Origin of the sequence: Brevundimonas sp. AJA228-03 (assembly GCF_017795885.1) — a bacterium.
In the GTDB taxonomy this organism is placed as follows: Bacteria; Pseudomonadota; Alphaproteobacteria; order Caulobacterales; family Caulobacteraceae; genus Brevundimonas.
Genome location: NZ_CP059297.1, coordinates 2,273,733 through 2,294,184 on the forward strand (window position 1 = coordinate 2,273,733; position 20,452 = coordinate 2,294,184).

General features: G+C 67.9%; 22 protein-coding genes and 2 tRNA genes. 17 read left to right on the forward strand and 7 right to left on the reverse strand.

Going from position 1 to position 20,452, the window contains the following annotated elements; genetic code table 11:
- Positions 1–121: 121 nt before the first annotated feature.
- The 5 genes from HZ989_RS11365 (at position 122) to HZ989_RS11385 (ending at position 6,488) form a co-directional block, all read left to right on the forward strand.
- On the forward strand, positions 122–1,012 hold the full coding sequence (locus tag HZ989_RS11365; RefSeq protein ID WP_209320939.1) for a LysR substrate-binding domain-containing protein: 891 nt from the start codon (positions 122–124) through the stop codon (positions 1,010–1,012).
- 598 nt (positions 1,013–1,610) lie between these two features.
- Complete coding sequence (locus HZ989_RS11370; RefSeq protein WP_209320940.1) at positions 1,611–3,161, forward strand: exopolysaccharide biosynthesis polyprenyl glycosylphosphotransferase; 1,551 nt, start codon at positions 1,611–1,613, stop codon at positions 3,159–3,161.
- A complete protein-coding gene (locus HZ989_RS11375) occupies positions 3,161–4,609 on the forward strand; it encodes a lipopolysaccharide biosynthesis protein (protein WP_209320941.1) in 1,449 nt (482 codons plus the stop codon). The genes HZ989_RS11370 and HZ989_RS11375 overlap by 1 nt, the downstream gene beginning before the upstream one ends.
- A complete protein-coding gene (locus tag HZ989_RS11380; RefSeq protein ID WP_209320942.1) occupies positions 4,606–5,541 on the forward strand; it encodes a glycosyltransferase family 2 protein in 936 nt (311 codons plus the stop codon). Before HZ989_RS11375 ends, HZ989_RS11380 begins: the two co-directional genes overlap by 4 nt.
- Positions 5,541–6,488 carry a glycosyltransferase family 2 protein gene (locus tag HZ989_RS11385; protein WP_209320943.1) on the forward strand — a complete coding sequence of 316 codons (948 nt, stop codon included), beginning with the start codon at positions 5,541–5,543 and terminating at the stop codon, positions 6,486–6,488. Before HZ989_RS11380 ends, HZ989_RS11385 begins: the two co-directional genes overlap by 1 nt.
- Here the strand turns inward: HZ989_RS11385 and HZ989_RS11390 are convergent.
- Entirely contained in the window at positions 6,472–7,278 is an 807-nt protein-coding gene (locus HZ989_RS11390; RefSeq protein ID WP_209320944.1) for a serine protease, read from the reverse strand. The two genes, HZ989_RS11385 and HZ989_RS11390, sit on opposite strands and share 17 nt — an antisense overlap.
- 84 nt (positions 7,279–7,362) lie before the next feature.
- Here HZ989_RS11390 and HZ989_RS11395 point away from each other — a divergent pair, with 84 nt between their 5' ends.
- Complete coding sequence (locus HZ989_RS11395; protein WP_209320945.1) at positions 7,363–9,537, forward strand: S9 family peptidase; 2,175 nt, start codon at positions 7,363–7,365, stop codon at positions 9,535–9,537.
- Positions 9,534–10,082: a GNAT family N-acetyltransferase gene (locus HZ989_RS11400; protein WP_209320946.1), complete on the forward strand. Its 549-nt coding sequence runs from the start codon at positions 9,534–9,536 to the stop codon at positions 10,080–10,082. Before HZ989_RS11395 ends, HZ989_RS11400 begins: the two co-directional genes overlap by 4 nt.
- A 4-nt stretch (positions 10,083–10,086) precedes the next feature.
- Here the strand turns inward: HZ989_RS11400 and HZ989_RS11405 are convergent, their stop codons facing one another.
- Positions 10,087–10,515 carry a response regulator gene (locus HZ989_RS11405; protein ID WP_209320947.1) on the reverse strand — a complete coding sequence of 143 codons (429 nt, stop codon included), beginning with the start codon at positions 10,513–10,515 and terminating at the stop codon, positions 10,087–10,089.
- A gap of 221 nt (positions 10,516–10,736) precedes the next feature.
- Positions 10,737–10,810 (reverse strand) — tRNA-Gln (locus HZ989_RS11410).
- A gap of 157 nt (positions 10,811–10,967) precedes the next feature.
- Here HZ989_RS11410 and HZ989_RS11415 point away from each other — a divergent pair.
- Positions 10,968–11,044 (forward strand) — tRNA-Pro (locus HZ989_RS11415).
- Between the two features lie 68 nt (positions 11,045–11,112).
- Here HZ989_RS11415 and ilvC read toward each other — a convergent pair.
- Positions 11,113–12,105 (reverse strand): ketol-acid reductoisomerase, encoded by a 993-nt coding sequence (gene ilvC / locus HZ989_RS11420; protein ID WP_245162531.1) that lies wholly within the window; start codon positions 12,103–12,105, stop codon positions 11,113–11,115.
- A 43-nt stretch (positions 12,106–12,148) separates the two neighbouring features.
- On the opposite strand from ilvC, the gene HZ989_RS11425 reads away from it, so the two are divergent.
- From HZ989_RS11425 to HZ989_RS11455, 7 genes are all read left to right on the forward strand, one after another.
- A complete protein-coding gene (locus HZ989_RS11425; protein ID WP_209320949.1) occupies positions 12,149–12,691 on the forward strand; it encodes a DUF924 family protein in 543 nt (180 codons plus the stop codon).
- Positions 12,692–12,763: 72 nt separating this feature from the next.
- On the forward strand, positions 12,764–13,630 hold the full coding sequence (locus HZ989_RS11430) for a thymidylate synthase (RefSeq protein ID WP_245162348.1): 867 nt from the start codon (positions 12,764–12,766) through the stop codon (positions 13,628–13,630).
- Positions 13,631–13,640: 10 nt separating this feature from the next.
- Positions 13,641–13,865, forward strand: coding sequence for a DUF2188 domain-containing protein (locus HZ989_RS11435; protein ID WP_209320950.1), 225 nt, complete (start codon positions 13,641–13,643; stop codon positions 13,863–13,865).
- 11 nt (positions 13,866–13,876) lie between these two features.
- Complete coding sequence (locus HZ989_RS11440; protein ID WP_209320951.1) at positions 13,877–14,494, forward strand: hypothetical protein; 618 nt, start codon at positions 13,877–13,879, stop codon at positions 14,492–14,494.
- The gene (locus tag HZ989_RS11445) at positions 14,491–14,787 is read left to right on the forward strand and encodes a phosphoribosyl-ATP pyrophosphohydrolase (protein WP_209320952.1); all 297 of its coding nucleotides are present in this window, start codon (positions 14,491–14,493) and stop codon (positions 14,785–14,787) included. The genes HZ989_RS11440 and HZ989_RS11445 overlap by 4 nt, the downstream gene beginning before the upstream one ends.
- On the forward strand, positions 14,787–15,314 hold the full coding sequence (locus HZ989_RS11450; protein WP_209320953.1) for a dihydrofolate reductase: 528 nt from the start codon (positions 14,787–14,789) through the stop codon (positions 15,312–15,314). Before HZ989_RS11445 ends, HZ989_RS11450 begins: the two co-directional genes overlap by 1 nt.
- Before the next feature lie 17 nt (positions 15,315–15,331).
- Positions 15,332–15,652, forward strand: coding sequence for a YbjQ family protein (locus HZ989_RS11455; RefSeq protein ID WP_209320954.1), 321 nt, complete (start codon positions 15,332–15,334; stop codon positions 15,650–15,652).
- 86 nt (positions 15,653–15,738) lie between these two features.
- On the opposite strand, the gene HZ989_RS11460 is transcribed toward HZ989_RS11455, so the two are convergent.
- The 3 genes from HZ989_RS11460 to HZ989_RS11470 form a co-directional block, all read right to left on the reverse strand.
- Positions 15,739–16,548: a sterol desaturase family protein gene (locus tag HZ989_RS11460; protein WP_245162349.1), complete on the reverse strand. Its 810-nt coding sequence runs from the start codon at positions 16,546–16,548 to the stop codon at positions 15,739–15,741.
- Positions 16,549–16,573: 25 nt separating this feature from the next.
- The gene (locus tag HZ989_RS11465) at positions 16,574–17,671 is read right to left on the reverse strand and encodes an NADH:flavin oxidoreductase (RefSeq protein ID WP_209320955.1); all 1,098 of its coding nucleotides are present in this window, start codon (positions 17,669–17,671) and stop codon (positions 16,574–16,576) included.
- A gap of 62 nt (positions 17,672–17,733) precedes the next feature.
- Positions 17,734–18,783 carry an Mrp/NBP35 family ATP-binding protein gene (locus HZ989_RS11470; protein ID WP_209320956.1) on the reverse strand — a complete coding sequence of 350 codons (1,050 nt, stop codon included), beginning with the start codon at positions 18,781–18,783 and terminating at the stop codon, positions 17,734–17,736.
- 73 nt (positions 18,784–18,856) lie between these two features.
- On the opposite strand from HZ989_RS11470, the gene miaA reads away from it, so the two are divergent.
- Together miaA and HZ989_RS11480 are read left to right on the forward strand one after the other, a co-directional pair.
- Positions 18,857–19,750 (forward strand): tRNA (adenosine(37)-N6)-dimethylallyltransferase MiaA, encoded by an 894-nt coding sequence (gene miaA / locus HZ989_RS11475; protein WP_245162350.1) that lies wholly within the window; start codon positions 18,857–18,859, stop codon positions 19,748–19,750.
- A 66-nt stretch (positions 19,751–19,816) separates the two neighbouring features.
- Positions 19,817–20,443: a hypothetical protein gene (locus HZ989_RS11480; protein WP_209320958.1), complete on the forward strand. Its 627-nt coding sequence runs from the start codon at positions 19,817–19,819 to the stop codon at positions 20,441–20,443.
- Positions 20,444–20,452 lie beyond the last annotated feature (9 nt).

A 20,452-nucleotide genomic window follows, 5' to 3' on the forward strand; every position in this document is an offset into this window, starting at 1 on the left:
GCAGCGACGAAGGGTCTATCGCCCGGCGCGACTGGACCCCGCCAATCGGTTGTTTCGAGGGCCCCCCTCGGACGGGCCGAGGTGTCACGGGCGTTTCACCATGACGCCATAGAAACGCGGCATGGCCGCCAATCTCCAGCATCTGAGGGCCTTTCACGCCGTGGCGGGCGAGGGCAGCATCGTGCGCGCCGCGCGCCGGCTGGCCGTATCGCAGCCCACAATCTCCGAACAGCTGCGTGCGCTCGAGCAACGCCACCAGGTGCCCCTGTTTCAGGGGCGCAAGCCGCCGCTCGTCCTGACAGGCGCGGGGCAGTCCCTGTTCGCCCTGACCCAGAAGCTCTTTTCGGTCAGTGGCGAGATCGACGACTTCCTCGCACCGGCGCTTGCCCCGGGCGGCCTCGAACTACGCCTCGCCTCCGACAGTCCGACCTATGCCGCCCGCTTCGTCGCCGCCTACCCCGCCCGGTGCCCCGGGGCCAGAATTCAGGTGCGGATCGGCAACGCCAGCGAGGTGGTGGCCTGGCTCAAGGCTGGACAGGTCGACGCCATCATCGCCTGCGATCCCCCGATCGATGCCTCTCTGTCCTACGAGGCCATTTACCGCGATCGACTCGTGCTGGGTGTGGCCCGCAATCATCCCGTCGCGGCTTCGACGACCGCAGCCCTCAGCCTTCTCGGTCAAGAGACGCTTCTGCTCCGCGAAGCTCCCTCGCGCACCCGGGAGACGTCTCTGGACCTGCTGTCGCGGGCCGGGGTCGAGCCGGCCGAAACCATCGAGCTCCACACCCGCGAGACCATCCGCGAGGCCATCGCCATGGGGGTTGGCGTCAGCATGTTCTATTCCGCCGAATGCCCGCCGGATCCCCGGATCGCCTATCTGCCGCTCGACTGCGACGTACCGATCCAGACCGGCTACATCATGTGCCTTGCCGACCAGCGCCGCTCCACCCTGGCCAGAGGGGTTTTCGACACGGCTTCAAGCTTGCGTGCGGAGAGCCCCATCCCTCTTTGACGCGGCAGAATCCCGGTGCAGAGAGTGGACCGTCCACACAGCTCCCGAGAGCCACGCGCTGGCCTTCCTTCCCCCTTCCCATTTTGCGTCCAGGTGACAGTCCGCCTGAGGAAGTCCTTCTAGGCTGCAGAGATGGCGCGGACGGCGCTCCGGTCGGCATCTGTGTACCGGGATGATTGTCGTCGAACACATCATCGCAGGAGCACCGTCCATCGCGTCGATCACGACGATCGGCGTCGATCCGGGCAGGCGCGTTTTCAGGTTCGCGCCGTTGATGCGGCGGGCCGTGTCGTCGTCACCAGGGCCCGGCCGGCGACGGGATAGGAAGCCATTCTTCAGCCGCCAGACACCCTGCCTGATCGGGCTCGAACGTGCGCCGGTTCCCGGCGTTGGGGCCGTTTGCCGGGCCTGATCGGGAATGGGGTGCGGTTGATCCCTCAGGCCCCTGTGAAGCCCTGTGTGGGTCTCCAGATGAACGACGCCGCCGGCTCCGCGGCGATGTGCGAGGCGGTCACCTGGCCGATCATGCGGTTCGCGCCTATCAAGAGTGAGGACCAGCGTTAACGCGACATCCACAGGGTCTGTGCACAGTGAATGCATGACCAAAGCCCTCGAACTGGATCGCGCGGCGGTGCCGCGGCTGGATGCGACAGGGCTGCAGGCCCTGGCCGCGAAATCCGCGAGAGGCGCGACAGAGGGCGCGGCGCGGCGCGGACCGTTTCGCCCCGACGTGTGGCGGAATGCTCGCCAGAAAGGCGCATCGCGGCTGGCGGTCCACTGGTTCCGCAGTGCCGATGTTGCCGTCGTGTTCGGTCTGACCCTTGCGATTGGCTGGGCGATGACGCCGGCCGGGCTGATGACCATGCCCCTGTCCCGCGCCCTGCCGCTGGCAGCCGGCGCGTTGGTGATCCTGGGTCTGCTTCGATCCCTCGGGCTCTACCGTTTCGCGCGAGGACAGGAGGTGATGGTCCATCTGGCGGCCGTGTCCGGCGTCGCACTGGGCGGCGGTCTGTGCGCCATTGCCCTGGAAGCCGTGGTTACGGGCAGCACCCCGGCCCTGACGGCCTATATCGTGTGGACCGCCCTGGTCACCGTCGCCCTGTACTGCCTGCACCTCGGCTGGAGCCAGGCCGTCATGGGCTGGAGGGCGACGGGAGCCCTGACGCCGAACATCGTGCTGGTCGGTGCGACGCGCCATGCGGAACGGCTGATCCGTGACGCCCTGCAACGGCGTGACATCAATGTCCTCGGCGTGTTCGACGACCGTCTGGCACGGTCTCCTGACAGCATCGAGGGCGTGCCGGTGCTGGGCGATGCCGAGGCCCTGATGACCCACCGGATGACGCCCTATGTCGACCGGATCGTCCTGGCCATCGATCCGAGGGCAGAGAAGAGGGTGCGCGAATTGACGGCGCGACTATCGGCACTCCCCAACGAGGTCACCCTGCTGGTCGATCCGATCGATGCCATCGAGCGCAGCGCGGCGCTGGACCGGCTGGCCAGGGCTCCGCTGGCGTCGCTGGACGGCTCCCTCAATGACGACCGCCGCGCCTTCAACAAACGGCTGCAGGACCTCATCGTCGGCACGCTGGTCCTTGTGGTGCTGTCACCGGTCATGGTGATCACGGCCCTGGCCATCAAGCTGGACAGCCCCGGCCCGATCTTCTTCCGCCAGCGCCGTCATGGCTTCAATCACGAGGAGATCGTGGTGTGGAAGTTCCGCTCCATGCGGGCCGACGCCGCCGATGCCACCGCCAGCCGCCAGGTCACGACCGACGACGACCGCGTGACCGGCATCGGCAAGCTGATCCGCGCCACCAGCCTGGATGAGCTGCCACAGCTGTTCAATGTGCTGAAGGGCGAGATGTCGCTGGTCGGCCCCCGGCCCCATGCCATCGGCATGAAGACCGGGGCGGTCGAGAGCGCGCGCCTGGTCGCCGAATATGCTCATCGTCACCGTATGAAGCCCGGCATGACGGGTTGGGCCGCCATCAAGGGGTCTCGCGGGCCACTGCACTGCGCCCAGGACGTGCGCCGCCGGGTGCAGCTGGACATCGACTATATCGAACGTCAGTCGCTGTGGCTGGATCTCTGGATCATGGCCGTGACCGTGCCCGTCCTGCTGGGTGATCGCGCGGCGGTTCGCTGATGTTCTGGCGCGGCGTCTGGGGCTATCTGCCTGCCAATATCATCCAGGGGCTGGTCGGGTTCGGGGCGATCCTCGTCTTCACCCGGCTGCTGAGCCCCGATGACTTCGGCCGTTACGCCCTCGCCATCTCGATCACGACACTGGTCCATGTGGGCACCTTCAGCTGGCTGGAAGCGTCGATGGCCCGGTTCTGGGCGGCCGAGCGGAACCAGGGTCTGGCCGACCATTTCACCACGGTGTACCGCACCATGGCGGTGATGACGGCAGCCGTCCTGCCGATCGCGGGTCTGCTGCTCTGGCTCTCGCCCATCGATGAAGGGCTCAAGCTGGCCATCGGTGCCGGTCTGGTCGGTCTGCCGATCCGGGCCCTGACCAAGCTGGCGCAGGAGCGATACCAGGCGGCGGGCGAGGTGTCGAAATCGGTGGCCATGGACATCGGCGTGACCCTGGGTGGATTCCTGATCGGAGCGACCTGCGCGCTGATGGGCGCGGGAGCCGCCTCCCCCCTGATCGGTCTGGCCGTGGCCCCTCTGCTGGCCCTGCCCTTCGTGCTGTCCGGCGAACTGAGGCAGGCGCGAGGCGGCGTCCACTATCGCGACCGGCTGGTCGGCTATGCCCGCTATGGCTATCCGATCGCGGCGGGGCTGGGCCTGTCGCTGATCATGGCGTCCACCGACCGGTTCCTGCTGGAAATCTTCATGGGGTCTGCGGCGGTCGGGGCTTATCACGCCGGCTACAGCCTCTCCAGCCGGACGCTGGACGTGCTCTTCATCTGGCTGGGTGCCGCGGGCACGCCCGCCCTTATCATGGCCTGGGAGCGCGGCAGTCGCGAGGCCTTCATGACCGCCGCCCGTGAACAGGCCTCGACCTTCATCCTGATCGGCTTGCCGGCCGCCGTCGGCGTGGCTCTGGTGGCGCGGCCCCTGGCGGATTTCATGATCGGCGAGGACCTGCGCAGCGTCGCGGCTTCCGTTACGCCCTGGATCGCCCTGTCGGCCCTGCTGTCGGGTATGACCGCCTACTACCTCGGCCAGGCCTTCGTGCTGGGACGGCGGACGGACCGACTTCTTCTGACCCTGGGCATCCCCGCGGCATCGAACGTGATCCTGAACCTGATCCTGGTGCCCCCCTTGGGCGTGATGGGGGCCGCGCTCGCGACGACGACCAGCTTCGCTATCGGCCTTCTGGCGTCCATCGCCCTGGGGCGCAGCGTCGTCGTCATGCCGATCCCCGGGACGGCGCTGAGCCGTTGCGCCCTGGCCTGCGGGGTCATGGCTGGAACCGTGGTCCTGCTGCCCGCCTATGGAGGCGTGGCGGAGCTGGCGTTGAAGGCCGGCGTCGGCGCCGTCGTCTATGCGGCGGCTGCCTTGACCCTGAATGCCGCCGGCGTGCGCGACCTGGCCCTCCGCCTGATCGCGGCACGGACGGGCCGGAGCATGACCGCATGACCCGCCCGGTCCTGACGGACAATGCGCGCAGGACGTCGGCGAAACCGGCGATCTCGGTGTTGATCCCCTTCCTGCGCGACGACCCGACCGAACTGCTGGGCCTGCTGGATGAGGAAGCCGGCGCCCTGGGTGGCGCGGTCGACATCGTCCTGCTGGATGACGGCACCAACGACCCCGCCCTGACCGCGCGGCTGACGTCTGTCGTCCTTGCCATGGCCCTGCCCGTCCGCCTGATCTCCCTGACCCGGAACGAAGGCCGCTCAAAGGGGCGCAACCGGCTGGCCGCCTCCGCGCGGGGGGGCAGCCTGCTGTTCCTGGACAGCGACATGCGGCCGGACCACCGCCGCTTCCTCTGGACCTGGGCCGACCTGGTCGCGCGCGAGGATCCGGCCGTGGCCTTCGGCGGGTTTTCGCTGCTGCAGGCCCCGACGGACACGCGCTTCTCGGTCCACCGCGCCATGGCGACCCGCAGCGAGTGCGTTCCCTGTGTCGAGCGGGCCAGGACACCCGAAAAATACGTCTATACCTCGAACCTGCTGGTCCGCCGCGATGTGTTCCGGGCCGAGGCCTTCGACCCCGCCTTCACCGGCTGGGGCTGGGAGGATGTCGAGTGGGCCATGCGCGTCTCGCGTCGGTTCACCGTCGTCCACGTCGACAATCCGGCCACCCATATGGGTCTGGATACGGTCGAGGCGCTGGCCGGGAAATATGAGCAGTCGGCCGGCAATTTCGCCCGCGTCGTCGCCCGCCATCCCGACATCATCGGCAACTACCCCAGCTTCAAGGCGGCCAGACTGCTCAAGCGGCTGCCCGCCCTGTCCAGGGTGCGGCCGTGGATGAAACGCGCGGCCGTCGCAGGCTGGATGCCGACGGGCGCGCGGGCTTTCTCACTGAGGCTGTACCGCGCCGCCCTCTACGCCGAGGCGGTCTGATGCCGGACGTGTCGGTGATCGTGCCGACGATGCGGCGGCCCGAAGGTCTGGAGCGGGCGCTGCGCTCGCTGTTCGCGCAGACGGGCGTGGCCGACCGGCTTGCGTCCATCGTCGTCGTCGACAACGATCCGGCGGGGACAGCGGCCGGGACTGTGTCGCGTCTGGCTGTCACCAGCCCCTGTCCACTGATCTATCGGCATGAGCCGAAACCCGGCGTGGCCACGGCGCGCAACGCCGGCCTCGCGATGACCGACGCGCGACTGATCGCCTTCCTCGACGATGACGAGGTCGCCTCGCCCGAATGGCTGGCCGCCTTGCTGACGGCGCAGGCCAAAACGGGGGCGGACGCGGTGTTCGGCCCGATCACAGGCCGGGTGCCCGACGATACCGGATGGGCCACCCCCTATCTCCAACGCTTCTTCGGCAGGGAAGGACCCGCGTCCACAGGGTTGATTGACCACAGTTTTGGCTGCGGGAACTCGCTGCTGGTGCGCGCGACGGCCCTGCCGGGACCCACGCCCTTCGACACGCTCGCGGACCAGACCGGGGGCGAGGACGATGCCCTGTTCGCAGCCCTCCGCGCGCGGGGCGGACGGTTCGGCTGGGCCGCCGACGCCTGGGTCGAGGAGTTCGCGCCGCCGCATCGGGCCACGATGCTTTATGCCCTGTCGCGCGCCTTCGCCTATGGCCAGGGGCCCAGCCAGACCGCCGCCAAGGCCCGCGACTGGCCGGGCGTCGGTCGCTGGATGCTGGTCGGCGTGGTGCAGGCTGTGGTCTGGGGCATCGCCGCCCTCGCCCTGACCGCCATCGCCCATCCGGCGCGGGCCGGGATGATGGACAGGACGGCCCGCGGTCTCGGCAAGGTGTTCTGGACCAGGGGGTTCGAGCCCCGGTTCTACGGCACGCGTGAACTGGCCCGGCTGAACGGCCTCACGGCGAGGGTCTGACCTCGGCGTCCAGCCGGGCGATCGCCTCGCGGATGAAGACGGCGTGGGTGACCACGCCGATCTCCAGAGCATCGTCGCCGACGCGGACCTCCTGGCTCAGCAGGCCGGCGATGAAGGGGGTCTCCGGCCCGGTCGTCCCGGGCCGCTTGCGCGCGCCCGGCGTCCAGAAGACCGGTCCACCCGAGTTGCCGGGGAAGACAGTGAAATCCAGCAGGAAGGTCGGAAAGGCGCTGACCGGCGACAGGGGCCAGGACGCGATACGCCCCACCCGGAGTATCGGAAACCCGGCCCGGTTCGAGGAAAGCCCGCGCGGAAACCCCAGCGACAGCAGTTCGTCGCCCGGCCCGACCTGCCAGGCGTCGAAGGCATTCCCGTCCGCCAGCCAGCCGATCGGGATGGCCGCCCGCGCGAAGGCTTCCGGGGCCGTGATCTCCATGACGGCCACGTCCTGCACGGGATGCTGTGTCCAGAGCGGTCCGCCCGCGTCGTCACGGATGATCAGCGGCTCCGGATCGAATCGCCAGCTCCCGTCCGGCAGGGCGACACGCCAGCCGATCCGCGCCTCCGGGTCTGGCATCGTCTCCAGCACATGGGCGGCCGTGACCAGCACGATACGCGGGGTGCCGTCCGGGCGCACGGCATCGATCAGAAAGCCCGTGCCGACCGTGCGCGTCGTCGGTCCCGAAGGCTGGTCCAGCTGAACCGTCGCATTGATCAGCTCTACCGTCAGGTCCCGGACGGGCACGACAAGCGGCGACGGCGCGTCCGGGACGGGCGGGGTCTGGATCATTCGGCGGGGTCTCCGGCTCGGGGCATTTGACGCAAGCGCTCCCCGTCGCACAAGCTTGCGTCCTGTCCTAAAGGAAGGCCCGCCATGAACCGCCGCCGGTTCGTGGCCACGACCGCCGCGTCGGCCCTGGCCGCCGCAGCCTCTCCCGTTCTCGCCCGTCCGTCCGGAGTTTCGATGACCCTGCCAAAGCCGCCCGTCGCCCGGAAGATCCCGGTGACCATCGAACAGCTGGGTCGAACCCGGATCGACGACTATCACTGGATGAAGGATGATAACTGGCAGGCAGTGCTGCGCGACCCGACGCTGATCAAGGCCGACGTCAAGGAACACCTGATCGCCGAGAACGCCTATCGCGAGGCGATGCTGGCCCCGACCCTGCCGCTCCAGACCCGGCTGTTCGAGGAGATGAAAGGCCGCATCAAGGAGGACGATTCGTCCGTCCCCGCCCCCGACGGTCCCTGGGAATACTACAGCCGGTTCGAGACCGGGATGCAGCATCCCCTGTTCTGCCGCCGCCCGCGCGGGGGTGGATCTGAGACGATCCTGCTGGACGCCAACGCCCTGGCCGAGGGCAAGGCCTATTCGGAGGTCTCCTCGGTCGAGCACAGCCCCGACCATACCCTGTTCGCCTATGCCGAGGATGCCCAGGGGTCCGAGGTGCACCAGATCTACACCCGCGATCTGAACACCGGCGAACTGCTGCCCGACCCGATCCAGTCGTCCAACGGCAACTTCGTCTTCAGCCCGTGCAGCGGCTACATCTTCTGGACCAACCGCGACGACAACGGACGCCCGGACAGGATCTATCGCCGCCCCTCGCGCGGAGGCGAAACGGTGCTGGTCTATGACGAGGCCGACGACGGCATGTTCCTCGGCGTCGGGCGGTCCTCGGACGACGCCTTCGTTCTCATCACGGTCCAGAACCAGGAGACATCGGAGGCCTGGCAGATCCCCAAGGGTGCTCCGACGGCCATGCCGACGGTGCTGGCCCCGCGTCGTGTCGGCATCCGCTACGATGCGGACCACTGGCCCGACGGCTGGGTATTCCGTACCAACGACAACGAGGCCGTCGACTTCAAGCTGATGCAGGCACCGACCGGCCAGCCCGCCCGCATCGCCTGGCGCGAGCTGGTGCCGCACCGGCCCGGACGGTTCATGGAGGGGTTCGACCTGACCTCGGCCCACCTGGCCTGGCAGGAGCGGGCCGAGGCCAACACCACCATCATCATCCGCGACAAGGCGGGCCAGGAGCACGCGATCGCGGCGGACGAACCCGCCTACGCCCTGTCGCTGGCCGGGGCGTCGGAGTTCGATACGACGGTCACCCGCTACACCTACAACTCGCCGTCCACCCCGACCTCGACCTACGACTACGACATGGCCAGCAGGGCCCGGACCTTGATGAAGGTGCAGGAAATCCCCTCGGGCCACGACCCGGCGGATTATGTCGTCGAGCGCCTGAACGCCCCGGCCACCGACGGCCAGAGGGTCCCGGTGACGATCCTGCGCCGCAGGACGACGCCGGTGGATGGGTCAGCACCGCTGTTGCTCTATGGCTACGGCTCCTACGGTATTCCCATGTCGGCCAGCTTCTCGACCGGGCGGCTGTCGCTGGTGGACCGGGGCTGGATCTATGCCATCGCCCACATCCGGGGCGGGTCGGACAAGGGCTGGGGCTGGTTCCTGAATGCCCGGCGCATGACCAAGAAGAACACCTTCACCGACTTCATCGCCTCGGCCGAACACCTGATCGCCAACCGCTATGCCAGCGCCGGCCGGATCGTGGCCCTGGGCGGATCGGCGGGGGGCCTGCTGATGGGAGCCGTCACCAACATGCGGCCCGACCTTTGGGCCGGGGTGATCGGCCAGGTGCCGTTCGTCGATGTCATCAACACCATGTCGGACACCTCCCTGCCCCTGACCCCGCCCGAGTGGCCCGAGTGGGGCAATCCGATCGAGGATCCGGAGGCCTATGACTACATGATGAGCTACAGCCCCTACGATCAGGTCGAGGCCAAAGCCTATCCGGCGATCCTGGCGACCGGCGGCCTGTCCGATCCGCGCGTCACCTACTGGGAGCCCCAGAAATGGGTCGCCAAACTTCGCCCCGCCACGACCTCGGGCAATCCGGTGCTGCTGAAGATCAATATGGAGGCCGGGCACGGCGGGGCCTCGGGGCGGTTCGACTATCTGAAGGAAGTCGCCCACGACTATGCCTTCGCGGTCTGGGCCATGGATCGGGGTTGGGAGACCGCGTGATCCGGGAGGCGACCCCGTCCGACCTGACCGCCATTACGGCCCTGTATGGCCGCGAGGTCCTGACCGGCACGGCGACGTTCGAGCTGGATCCACCCTCGCTGGCGGAGATGACAGCGCGCTTCGAGGCCGTGCGCGCCAGGGGGCTGCCCTGGTTGGTCGCCGGGATCGATGGAGCCTTCGCGGGCTATGCCTACGCCTCTCCATTCCGGCCGCGCCCGGCCTACCGGTATGGCGTCGAGGGGTCGATCTATGTCGAGGCGGATGCGCGGGGTCGCGGGGTCGGGCGCGCCTTGCTGACCGCCCTGGTCGATCGCGTTCGCGCCATGGGCCTGCGCCATGTCATCGGTGCCATCAGCGACAGCGCTACCAGCGAGGCTTCGATCGCCCTGCACCAACGCCTCGGCTTTCGCCGGGTCGGCACCTACGCCCAGGTCGGCTGGAAGTTCGACCGCTGGATCGACGTGCATCTGATGCAGCTCGATCTGGCCCCCGACGGCGCACCTCCGACTGCAGCCGGACTGGATCTGCGCAGGGGCCTGGCCTGATCGATCAGTGAGTCGGGATCCTGGCGGGCGGCGTCTTGAGCCAGGGGGCGAGGCGGAATTTGCGGGGAGCCTCGCCCACCGTCCGGTCGGTGATGAAGCGGCCGGCGAAGGCGACCACGGCGCGGATCGTGTGGTCGTCGAACGGCTTGCACACCGCCCCGAGGGCACCGGCGAACCCGTCGGGGATCTGTTCGGGGTTGGCGGTCAGGAAAACCACGACCGTCCCGTATTCGCTGACGAGCCTCTGCGCGATCTGGGGTCCGGTCATCCCGTCCAGCAGGTTGACGTCGACCAGTGCCAGCGTCGGCCGCTCGCGGGCCGCAATCTCGAATGCGCCGTCGCGATCCATGGCACAGCCCACGACCTCGCACCCGGCGTCGCCGAGCACCAGCTCCAGCTCCATCGCGAGGATGGCCTGATCTTCCACGATCATGACCCGGAGGTCAGCAGCCTGATTCACCCACTTACCCCAAAGCCCGGCGGCCCGCCTTCCGGCCACTGTGTCGGCTACCGAACACAGCGAACGCGCGCCTGGCGGAAGGGTTCACCGTCTCCATGAAAATCGACAATGGCTTGCGCCCTCAGGGCGAATGACCGTGACCGCCGAAGTCCGGATCGCGACGCACGAGCGTCGATGGTCGGAAAGCGCATCGGTGGCTGGGGAACTAGGACTCGAACCTAGAATGACGGTACCAAAAACCGGAGTGTTACCATTACACCATTCCCCAGCAGGCCCGGTGCGCCCCGAGACCTGGGCCTTGGGGAGGCGGTCGAATACGCCAAGGCCGCAGGCGATGCAACACCCGGTTTCCCGTCTATTTCGCCGCCCGCATGAACGCCGCTTGCGGCCCCGGAACCCCGTCGCTATAAGCCCCGTCCTCAAGTCGGAGTGTGGCTCAGTCTGGTAGAGCACTGCGTTCGGGACGCAGGGGTCGCAGGTTCGAATCCTGCCACTCCGACCATTATCCGGGGCGCTGTCGCGGTCGACGCGGGCGCACACGACCTGGGCGCGCTCCGGGCGCTTCCCGCCTCACCCCTTCGCTGCCTCCGCGACCTTCGCCAGACGTGCACCGACGGTCTCGATGGTGCGTTCGCCCAGAGCCTTGCGCCGGGCCAGCAGTTCGGGCGAGCCGGCGTCATGGTCGGCCATCAACCGCCGGACGAACGAACCGTCGCGAACCTCGCCCAGCACTGCGTCCATAGCCGTGCGCGACGCCTCGCCGATCACGCGCGGGCCGGTCAGATAGGCGCCATATTCCGCCGTGTTGGAGATCTTGGCGAAGGCCCCCGCGATGCCGCGCTCGTACATCAGGTCGGTGACCAGCTTGACCTCATAGAAGCACTCGAACCAGGCGACCTCGGGCGGATAGCCGGCTTTGACCAGCTTCATGAAGGCCGCATCGATCAGCTCGCCGACCCCGCCGCACAGCACCACCTGCTCGCCGAACAGATCGCTCTCGCACTCGGCGGCGAAAGTGGTTTCCAGGATGCCCTTGCGCCCACAGCCCAGCGCCGCCGCATAGGACAGGCCCAGGGCGTGGGCCCCGCCGGTGGCGTCCTGATGCACGCCGAACAGGCAGAAGACCCCCTCCCCGGCCTCGTACAGATCGCGGATGCGCGGCCCGATGCCCTTGGGCGAATCCAGGATGACGTCGAGGTCGGGGCGCGGCGTCACCAGGCCGAACCGGACCGACAGGCCGTGGGCGAAGATCAGGGCCGCGCCGGGTCTGATGTTCGGCTCGATCTCGTCGCGGTACAGGTCGCGGTGCGCCTCGTCCGAGACCATCATGGCCACGACGTCGGCACTGGCCGTCGCCTGACCGGCCGTCAGGACGGGAAAGCCGTCGGCCTGGGCCTTCGCCCGCGTGGCGGACCCTTCCTTCAGACCCACGACGATGTCGGCGACGCCGCTGTCACGCAGGTTCAGCGCATGGGTCCGGCCCTGGCTGCCGTAGCCGATGATGGCGACCCGCCGGCCGCGGATGATCGACAGATCGCAATCGCGGTCATGGAAAACGGGCAAGGGAGCGGGTAGGGCCAAGGCTTCACCTGAGGAGGAGTGCGTCATGCCGGGTCTCATAACGCCATCCACGATTGTCGGCTTCTGGAAAGAGGCCGGTCCCGCCAAGTGGTACCGGAAGGACCCGCAGTTCGACTTTCTCGTGCGCGAATACATGCGCGCCGCCCATTTCGCCGCCGCACGCCGCCAGCTGGACGACTGGATGGACAGGGCCGAGGGCGCGCTGGCCCTGATGATCGTGCTGGACCAGTATCCCCGAAACAGCTTTCGCGGCACCGCCCATCAGTTCGCGACCGATGCACTTGCCCGCCATTTCGCCCGCGATGCCATCGCCCGTGGCTATCCGGCGACGTTCGAGCCCGAGCTGCGCCAGTTCCTGTTCATGCCGCTGATGCATTCGGAGGATCTGGCCGATCAGGACGCCCTGCTGCCGCTGGTGGCCGATATGCCGGATACCCTGAAGTTCGCCCACGTCCACCGCGACGTCATCGCCCGGTTCGGCCGGTTCCCGCATCGCAACGCCTGTCTGGGCCGGGACACGACGCCCGAGGAGCAGGCGTTTCTGGATCAGGGTGGGTTCGGGGGATAAGGCGACCTCTGCCTGTGGACCGCCACGGGTCGCCTGATGATTCGGCGCGCGAATCGGCGGAGGGTTGATGCCATGAACGCCCTCGCGACCCTCGCAGATCTTCAGACCCGGACCGGAGCGCAGACGGCCGCGCCCGCGGACCATCCCGAGTTCCAGTATCTGAACCTGCTGCGCGACATCCTGGACAACGGCGTGCGGCGCGACGACCGGACGGGCACGGGCACGCTGGGCGTGTTCGGCCGCCAGATGCGGTTCGATCTGTCGAAGGGCTTTCCCCTGCTGACGACCAAGAAGCTGCATCTGCGCTCCATCATCGTGGAACTGCTGTGGTTTCTGCGCGGTGAGACCAACATCGGCTGGTTGAAGGAGAACGGCTGTTCCATCTGGGACGAATGGGCCGATGAGGACGGCGAACTGGGCCCCGTCTACGGCAAGCAGTGGCGGTCCTGGGCCGCGCCGAACGGCGGGAGCATCGACCAGATCGCCCGGCTGATCGAGGGTCTGAAGGCCGATCCCAACAGCCGCCGCCATATCGTCTCGGCCTGGAACCCGGCCGATATCGAGGACATGGCCCTGCCGCCCTGCCACTGCCTGTTCCAGTTCTTCGTGGGGGATGGGAAACTGAGCTGCCAGCTGTACCAGCGCTCGGCCGACGTCTTCCTGGGCGTGCCGTTCAACATCGCCAGCTATGCCCTGCTGACGATGATGGTCGCCCAGGTGGTGGGGCTGGAGCCCGGCGACTTCGTCCACACCCTCGGCGATGCCCACCTCTATTCGAACCATATCGAGCAGGCGGAGCTGCAGCTGACCCGCCAGCCGTTCGATCTGCCGACCATGACGGTGGCGCCAGGGCGGGACCTGTTCGCCTTCGAGCCGGGGGACTTCGTGCTTGAAGGGTACGAGTCCTGGCCTCATATTAAAGCGCAGGTTGCGATCTAGGAGCCGCGCGATGGCCGCCAACAAGCATGTCGTACCCCGTCCGAATGGGGAATGGGCCGTTCGCAGCAGCGGAGCGGCGAAAGCGACCAAGGTGTTCGAATCCCAGGCTGACGCGATCAAATTCGGTCGGAACGCCGCCCGCAAGGACGGCGTGGAGTTCTATGTCCACCGTAAGGACGGCACGATCCGCCAGCGAGACAGCTATGGGCGCAATCCCGTGGCCTCCAAAGGCTGAGGCGGATTGCGTTGGCGTTCGAAACGAACGTCTTCATCAACTGCCCGTTCGACAACGACTACAAGTCGCTGCTGCGGCCCGTTGTCTTCTGCATCTACCGCCTCGGCTTCCAACCGCGGATCGCGTCGGAGCGGTTGGATGGCAATGAGCCCCGGATCGAGAAGATTATCGAGCTGATCGAAGGCTCGAAATACGGCATCCACGACCTGTCCCGCATCAAGGCCCGCAAGGCGGGTGAGTTGTTCCGGTTGAACATGCCGTTGGAGCTGGGGCTTGACCTCGGGTGCAAACGCTTTGGGGGCGCGCCCTGGTCAGAAAAGAAGTGCCTGATTATGGAAACCGAGCGTTACCGGTACCAGGCTGCCCTGTCGGACCTGTCGAGCTCCGACGTCGTGGCCCATGGGAACCAGCCGCTGGAAGCGTTCACAGCCGTTCGGGACTGGCTGGATCAGGAGGCGCGGCTGGACGCGGACGGGCCAGCGCGCCTATGGGATCAGTTCACTGATTTCATGGCGGACAATGACGACGCGCTGGTCGCGCGGGGCTTTTCCCGGCGTGACATCGATCGGCTGCCGATATCCACCCTGATGAGAAGTATGGAGGCGTGGGTCGCCGCGCACCCCCTGTGAAGATTTCAGATCTCGCCGCCGACGTCCTGCGCATCTCCGACATCTACGCCACAGCGCACGGCATCGACCGCTCCGGCGACTGGGCCATCCTCAAGCTTCAGGAAGAGCTGGGCGAACTGACCGCCGAACATCTGCGCCTTTCGGGCCGTGCCCGCGGTGAAGCCGATCCCAATGCGTTGGCCGACGAGGCCGCCGATGTGCTGGGTATGCTACTGATCTACTGTGATCAGGCCGGGATCGATATCGAACAGGCCATGCAGCACAAATGGCTGCGCTGGCTGGAGCGTTCCTGATGCCCATCCCCCACATCGCCCTCGTCGTTGCCCGCGCCCGCAACGGAGTCATCGGTCGGGACGGCGACCTGCCGTGGACGCTGCGATCCGACCTGCAGCGGTTCAAGGCCATCACCCTGGGCAAGCCCTGCATCATGGGCCGCTCGACGTGGGAGAGCCTGCCGCTGCGGCCCCTGCCCGGTCGACTCAACCTCGTGCTGTCGCGCGATCTGTCCTATGAGGAGCGGGGCAAGGCGAAGGGGGCGGTGGTCTGCTCCAACCTGGCCGACGCCATCGACATCGCGCGTGAGACGGCCGGGGACGACGGCATCGACGAGATCTGCGTGATCGGCGGCACGGCCCTGTTCGAAGCGGCCCTGCCGCGCGCCAGGCGGCTGTACATCACCGAGGTCGAGGCGGAACCCGAGGGCGACGCGATGTTCCCGGCGTTCGACGAATCCCTGTTTGCCGAGACGCTGAACGAACGCCATGATGCGGGCGAGAAGGACGACCATCCGTTCGTCTTCCGCATCCTGGACCGCATCTGAAATCGGAGGCCTTGGCCATGCTGACGTCGACCACCAACGACATCTTCGGACACCGGATCGTGCGCCACATCGGTGTCGTACGCGGCATCACCGTGCGGTCGCGCAACGTCGTATCCGACGCGATCGGCGGGCTGCAGTCGTTGGTCGGCGGGCGTGTCGGTGCCTATGTGAAACTGGCCGAGGCCGGGCGGCAGGAAGCGTTCGAACAGCTGGTGGACCACGCCCGGGCCGCCGGTGCCAACGCCATCCTGGCCATGCGCTATGAATCCAACGAGATCATGCCGGGCGTGACCGAAGTACTGGCCTATGGCACGGCCGTGGTGGTGGAGCCTCAGTGAGGGATTGGGGATTAGGGATTAGGGATTAGGTGGAGCGGGGGCGACCCTGGCTGGACAGCCTCGGTTCAATCCCTAATCCCTACCCCCTAATCCCTGACTTCAGGCATCGCATCCGTCCCGCACCACCGGTCCCACATGCGGAAATAGAGCCCGAAGTTCGTCTTCATGTGGGTGTGGTGGCGGCTGTGGTGGGTGGCGGTGATCAGCTGCGAGCCGATGCGGCCGCGCACCCAGCGATCGGGCCACATCTCCCACCCGCAGTGATTCATCACCGCCGTGGCGGTCATGAACGCCAGCATCACCGCCAGCATCCACAGGTTCAGCGGGATCAGGAAGGTCAGCAGCGGCAACAGCCAGGCCGTCGCCACGGCCTCGGCCGGGTCGAAGGCGAAGCTGGCAAAGGGGCTGGGATCGCGGGCGCGGTGATGGGCGGCGTGGGCCCATCCGAAGATGCGGCGGTCGTGCAGCAGCCGGTGGGTCCAGTAATAGTGGGTGTCCTGCACAACCAGAAGCAGGACGAAACTGACCGGCAGCCACCACAGGGGATACGCCGCAGGATCGACATAGATCATGGTCCCGCCCGCCTTCCACGCCTCCAGGGCGACCGCGGCGGGCAAGGCATAGATGGGTGTCGAGAGCAGCGAGAATTTGATCTCGTGGGCGATCAGCCGACGCGACGGCCGCTCGCGGTTCAGGCGACGGCCCACACCCCTGGCCCGCCCCCAGGTCAGCCACCAGACACCCCCCGCGATCAGCAGATAGCGCGCCCCGATGATCAGGGTCAGCCAAAGGGTGGTGATCAGGACGGCGGCGGGGGTCATGGCCGGAAAGTAGAGTGGCGAGTGGCGGGTGGCGAGTGGCGAGAAGGCCGCGGGCCATCCGACCTCGCTCGCCACTAACCACTCGCCACTCGCGACTGCCTCAGTGCAGCACGGCCATATGGCCGCGCTCGAAGGCGGACAGTTCGTCCTGACGGCCTTCCTTGACCTTCAGCACCCAGTTCGGGTCCGACAGCAGGGCACGACCGACGGCGATCAGGTCGAACTCCTCTCGCTCCATCCGCTCGATCAGGCCATCGAGTGAGGCAGGTTTCGAACCCTCACCCCGGAAGGCGGCCATGAATTCTCCATCCAGACCGACCGAGCCGACGCTGATGGTCGGCTTGCCGGTGATCTTTTTGGCCCAGCCGGCGAAATTCAGGTCAGACCCTTCGAACTCCGGCTCCCAGAAGCGGCGCTGCGAGCAGTGGAAGACATCGACGCCCGCGTCCGACAGGGGCAGCAGCCATTCGGCCATCTCGTCGGGGCTCAGGGCGATCTTCGCCTCGTAATCCTGCTGCTTCCACTGCGACAGGCGGATGATCAGGGGGATGTCGGGGCCCAGACCATCGCGGACCGCCTTGACCACCTCGACGCCGAACCGGGCGCGTTCGGCGATGGACGGGCCGCCCCAGCGGTCGCCGCGCGCATTCAGGCCGGCCCAGTAGAACTGGTCGATCAAATAGCCGTGGGCCGAGTGGATCTCGGCGGCGTCGAAGCCCAGCTCGCGCGAGGCCCGGGCGGACCGACCGAAGGCGGCGATGGTGTCGGCGATGTCCTCCTCGGTCATCGGTTCGTACTTCTGCTTGCCGGGCGCGACCAGGCCGGAGGGGCTGTCGACCTGACCCAGGGGCTGCCACTCGGCCCCCTGCCCGCGCGCGGCCCCGACGTGCCAGATCTGCGGCGCGATCAGGCCACCGGCCGCATGGACCTCGTCGACCACCTTCTTCCACTCCGGCAGGGCGGCGCCATGGAAGACCGGCACATTGGCGTCGTTGCGGGCGGCGGGGCGTTCGACCACCGTGCCCTCGGTGATGATCAGGCCGACTTCACCCTCGGCGCGACGACGATAATAGGCCGCGACGTCCGAGGTCGGGATGCCGCCGGGGCTGAACGAGCGCGTCATGGGGGCCATGACGATGCGGTTGGGCAGGGTCAGGCCCTTGATCGTGAAGGGGCGGAACAGGGTGTCGACGCTCATGGGGAGTCTCGCTGGGGAATAGGTACCGACAAGGTGGCGATTGCCGTTGCCTTTGAAAACCCTCAGAGGCCGAGTTTTTGCGCGATCGTCGCCGCGACGGCATCGAAGCGGTCGGCCACCGGCCCCGACGCCAGCGGCGTGCCCGCATCGCCGGCCTCCCGGATCGTGCCGTCCAGCGGCAGATCGCCGAGGAAATCGACACCCAGACGGCCCGCCTCGGCCTCCGCCCCACCGCGCCCGAAGACCGGTCCGGACATGTTCTCGATCAGGCCCAGCGTCGGCACATTGACGCGCTGGAACAGGGTGTGGGCGCGGCGGGCGTCGGCCAGGGCGACCGCCTGGGGCGTCGAGACGATCACGGCCCCATCGAGCGGCGTCTTCTGGATCAGGGTCAGCTGCACGTCGCCGGTGCCGGGAGGCAGATCGACGACGAGGACGTCCAGTGGCTGATTTTCCGAGCCCCAGCGGGTCTGGGTCAGCATCTGGGTCAGGGCCTGCGACGCCATCGGGCCGCGCCAGACCATGGCGTCCCCGGCCCCGGTCAGCAGGCCGACCGACATGGCCTTCAGCCCGTGGGCGAGGTGCGGAACCATGGCCCCGTCGACATAGTCCGGCTTGCCCGACAGGCCCAGCATGGTCGGCAGGCTGGGACCGTGGACGTCGGCGTCGAGGATGCCGACCCGCAGGCCGCGTCTCGACAGGGCGGTGGCCAGATTGACCGAGACCGTGGACTTGCCCACGCCCCCCTTGCCGCTGGCGACGGCCAGAACACGGCGGACATGGGCGGGGCGGTCGGTCGGCACCGGTGCCTTGGCGCGCGTCTGCTCGACTGCGGCGGGCGACAGGGAGGCCTTGCGGGCGGCGGGGGCGGTCTCGGCAGTCAGGATCACGGAGACCCGGGCCATGCCGGGCATGGCCTTCAGCGCCGCCTCGGCCGCATCGCGCACGGGGGCATAGGCGGCGGTGCGGTCGGCGGGAACCTCGATGACGAAGCCCGCGCGATCCTCGGTGACGGTCAGGCCTTTCGGCACGCCCGCATCGACCAGTCCCCGGCCTGTCGCGGGGTCGGGAATGGCGTTCAGGACGGCTTCGACGGCGGCGCGATCGATCAAGGCGAACTCGGGAGCTGGTTGCGAGGGAGGGATGCGCGTTCTATCGCCAACCCCTGCCGCAAGCGAGCGTCCCGTGTCCCGACCCGCCATCACCCTGATCGCCGGCCCGACCGCATCGGGAAAGTCGCGGCTGGCGCTGGAGATCGCCGCGCGCACGGGGGCGGCCATCATCAATGCCGACAGCCAGCAACTGTACGCTGACCTGCGCGTCCTGACCGCCCGGCCATCGGCAGACGACGAGACGCAGGCCCCGCACCATCTGTACGGCACGGTCGATGCGGCCGAGACTTGGTCGGTCGGCCGCTGGACGCGGGCGATCCTGCCGCTGCTGGAGACGCTGCGCGCCGAGGGTCGCCCCGCCCTGATCGTCGGCGGAACGGGCCTGTATTTCAACGCCCTGACCCGGGGTCTTGCCGACATTCCCGATGTACCGGGCGAGGCGCGCGAGGCGGCGATGGCGCTGTACGACACCGAGGGCGAGGCCGCCTTCCGCCTGCGGCTGACGACCGTCGATCCGGCCGCCGAGGCCGCCATCGCGCCCGGGGACCGCCAGCGCCTGACGCGGGCCTATGCGGTGGCACGGGCGACGGGGCGGTCGCTCAGCGACTGGCGTGCCTCGACCCGGCCGTTGCTGGAACCGGGCACCTATGACCGGCAGGTGATCGAGCCGGACCGTGAGGCCCTCTATGCCGCCTGCGATGCGCGGGTGGTGACGATGCTTTCGGGCGGGGCCATTGATGAGGTCCGGGCGCTGGCGGGCCGGGGACTCAACCCGGCCCTCCCTGCGATGAAGGCGGTGGGCGTACGGGAACTGGCAGCCCTCCTCGGCGGAGAGATCACCCTGGCCGCGGCGACCACGGCGATTCAACAGGCCACCCGGAACTATGCCAAGCGCCAGCTGACATGGTTCAGGAACCAGTGTGCCGACTGGAAACGGACTGGCCGATTGCCACCCGCGCGACGCTGATCTAGCCTCTCCCGACACGGCGATCCGGGGAGACGGGACATCACGATCAGGCTTTTCATCACGGGGTTGGCGGCTCTGGCTCTCGCGGCCTGCGAGGCTCCGGCCACAGAGCCGGCCTCGGCACCGGAGGGTGCCAGCGCAGAGGCCGCACAGGCTGGCTTCGCCCCCCGGACGGTCGGAACGCACAGCGTCAAGGGCGTGCTGCTGGCCTTCGAGGACGTCAGCTGGCCGGCCTACTATGATGGCCTTGAGGTCGGCCCTGCCGGCGCAGCCGTGGGCGATGAAGGCAATCTGAAATTGGGAAGCCTCGATCCTGAGGTGGGAGGCCCGGTCGCTCCGGCCACGATCCAGCCGCTGATCGGCAAGCCGGTCGAGGTTCGCTACACGGTGACCACTGAACACCGAATGGTCGATCTGCTCATCAATGGGGCGTCCATTCTTCCCCGGGTGGAAGGCGAACCGGCTCCGCCCGCCGATGCGAAGACGATCCAGGGCGTCCTCGGCGGCGCGGACACCGAGAGCGGTGACCTGCCGTCCGAGCTAACGGTCAAGGCACCTGACGGGACCTCGGTGACCTTCGAGGCCTTCGTCGCTGGCGAGATGACGTCCGCCAATGGCCGGACCGTCACCCTGCGATATGAGGACGATCTCGCCACCACACTCGAAAGCATCGCGCCCGCCAGTCAGAGCTGAACACCCAGG

Excerpts from the sequence above, each read along its gene's own strand:
- HZ989_RS11425 (WP_209320949.1), top strand. The coding sequence starts at position 12,149 with ATGCCGGGTCTCATAACGCCATCCACGATTGTCGGCTTCTGGAAAGAG.
- HZ989_RS11380 (WP_209320942.1), top strand. The coding sequence starts at position 4,606 with ATGACCCGCCCGGTCCTGACGGACAATGCGCGCAGGACGTCGGCGAAA.
- HZ989_RS11405 (WP_209320947.1), bottom strand. The coding sequence starts at position 10,515 with ATGATCGTGGAAGATCAGGCCATCCTCGCGATGGAGCTGGAGCTGGTG.
- HZ989_RS11465 (WP_209320955.1), bottom strand. The coding sequence starts at position 17,671 with ATGAGCGTCGACACCCTGTTCCGCCCCTTCACGATCAAGGGCCTGACC.
- HZ989_RS11370 (WP_209320940.1), top strand. The coding sequence starts at position 1,611 with ATGACCAAAGCCCTCGAACTGGATCGCGCGGCGGTGCCGCGGCTGGAT.
- HZ989_RS11395 (WP_209320945.1), top strand. The coding sequence starts at position 7,363 with ATGAACCGCCGCCGGTTCGTGGCCACGACCGCCGCGTCGGCCCTGGCC.
- HZ989_RS11430 (WP_245162348.1), top strand. The coding sequence starts at position 12,764 with ATGAACGCCCTCGCGACCCTCGCAGATCTTCAGACCCGGACCGGAGCG.
- HZ989_RS11390 (WP_209320944.1), bottom strand. The coding sequence starts at position 7,278 with ATGATCCAGACCCCGCCCGTCCCGGACGCGCCGTCGCCGCTTGTCGTG.
- HZ989_RS11385 (WP_209320943.1), top strand. The coding sequence starts at position 5,541 with ATGCCGGACGTGTCGGTGATCGTGCCGACGATGCGGCGGCCCGAAGGT.
- HZ989_RS11435 (WP_209320950.1), top strand. The coding sequence starts at position 13,641 with ATGGCCGCCAACAAGCATGTCGTACCCCGTCCGAATGGGGAATGGGCC.
- HZ989_RS11375 (WP_209320941.1), top strand. The coding sequence starts at position 3,161 with ATGTTCTGGCGCGGCGTCTGGGGCTATCTGCCTGCCAATATCATCCAG.
- HZ989_RS11455 (WP_209320954.1), top strand. The coding sequence starts at position 15,332 with ATGCTGACGTCGACCACCAACGACATCTTCGGACACCGGATCGTGCGC.
- HZ989_RS11365 (WP_209320939.1), top strand. The coding sequence starts at position 122 with ATGGCCGCCAATCTCCAGCATCTGAGGGCCTTTCACGCCGTGGCGGGC.
- HZ989_RS11450 (WP_209320953.1), top strand. The coding sequence starts at position 14,787 with ATGCCCATCCCCCACATCGCCCTCGTCGTTGCCCGCGCCCGCAACGGA.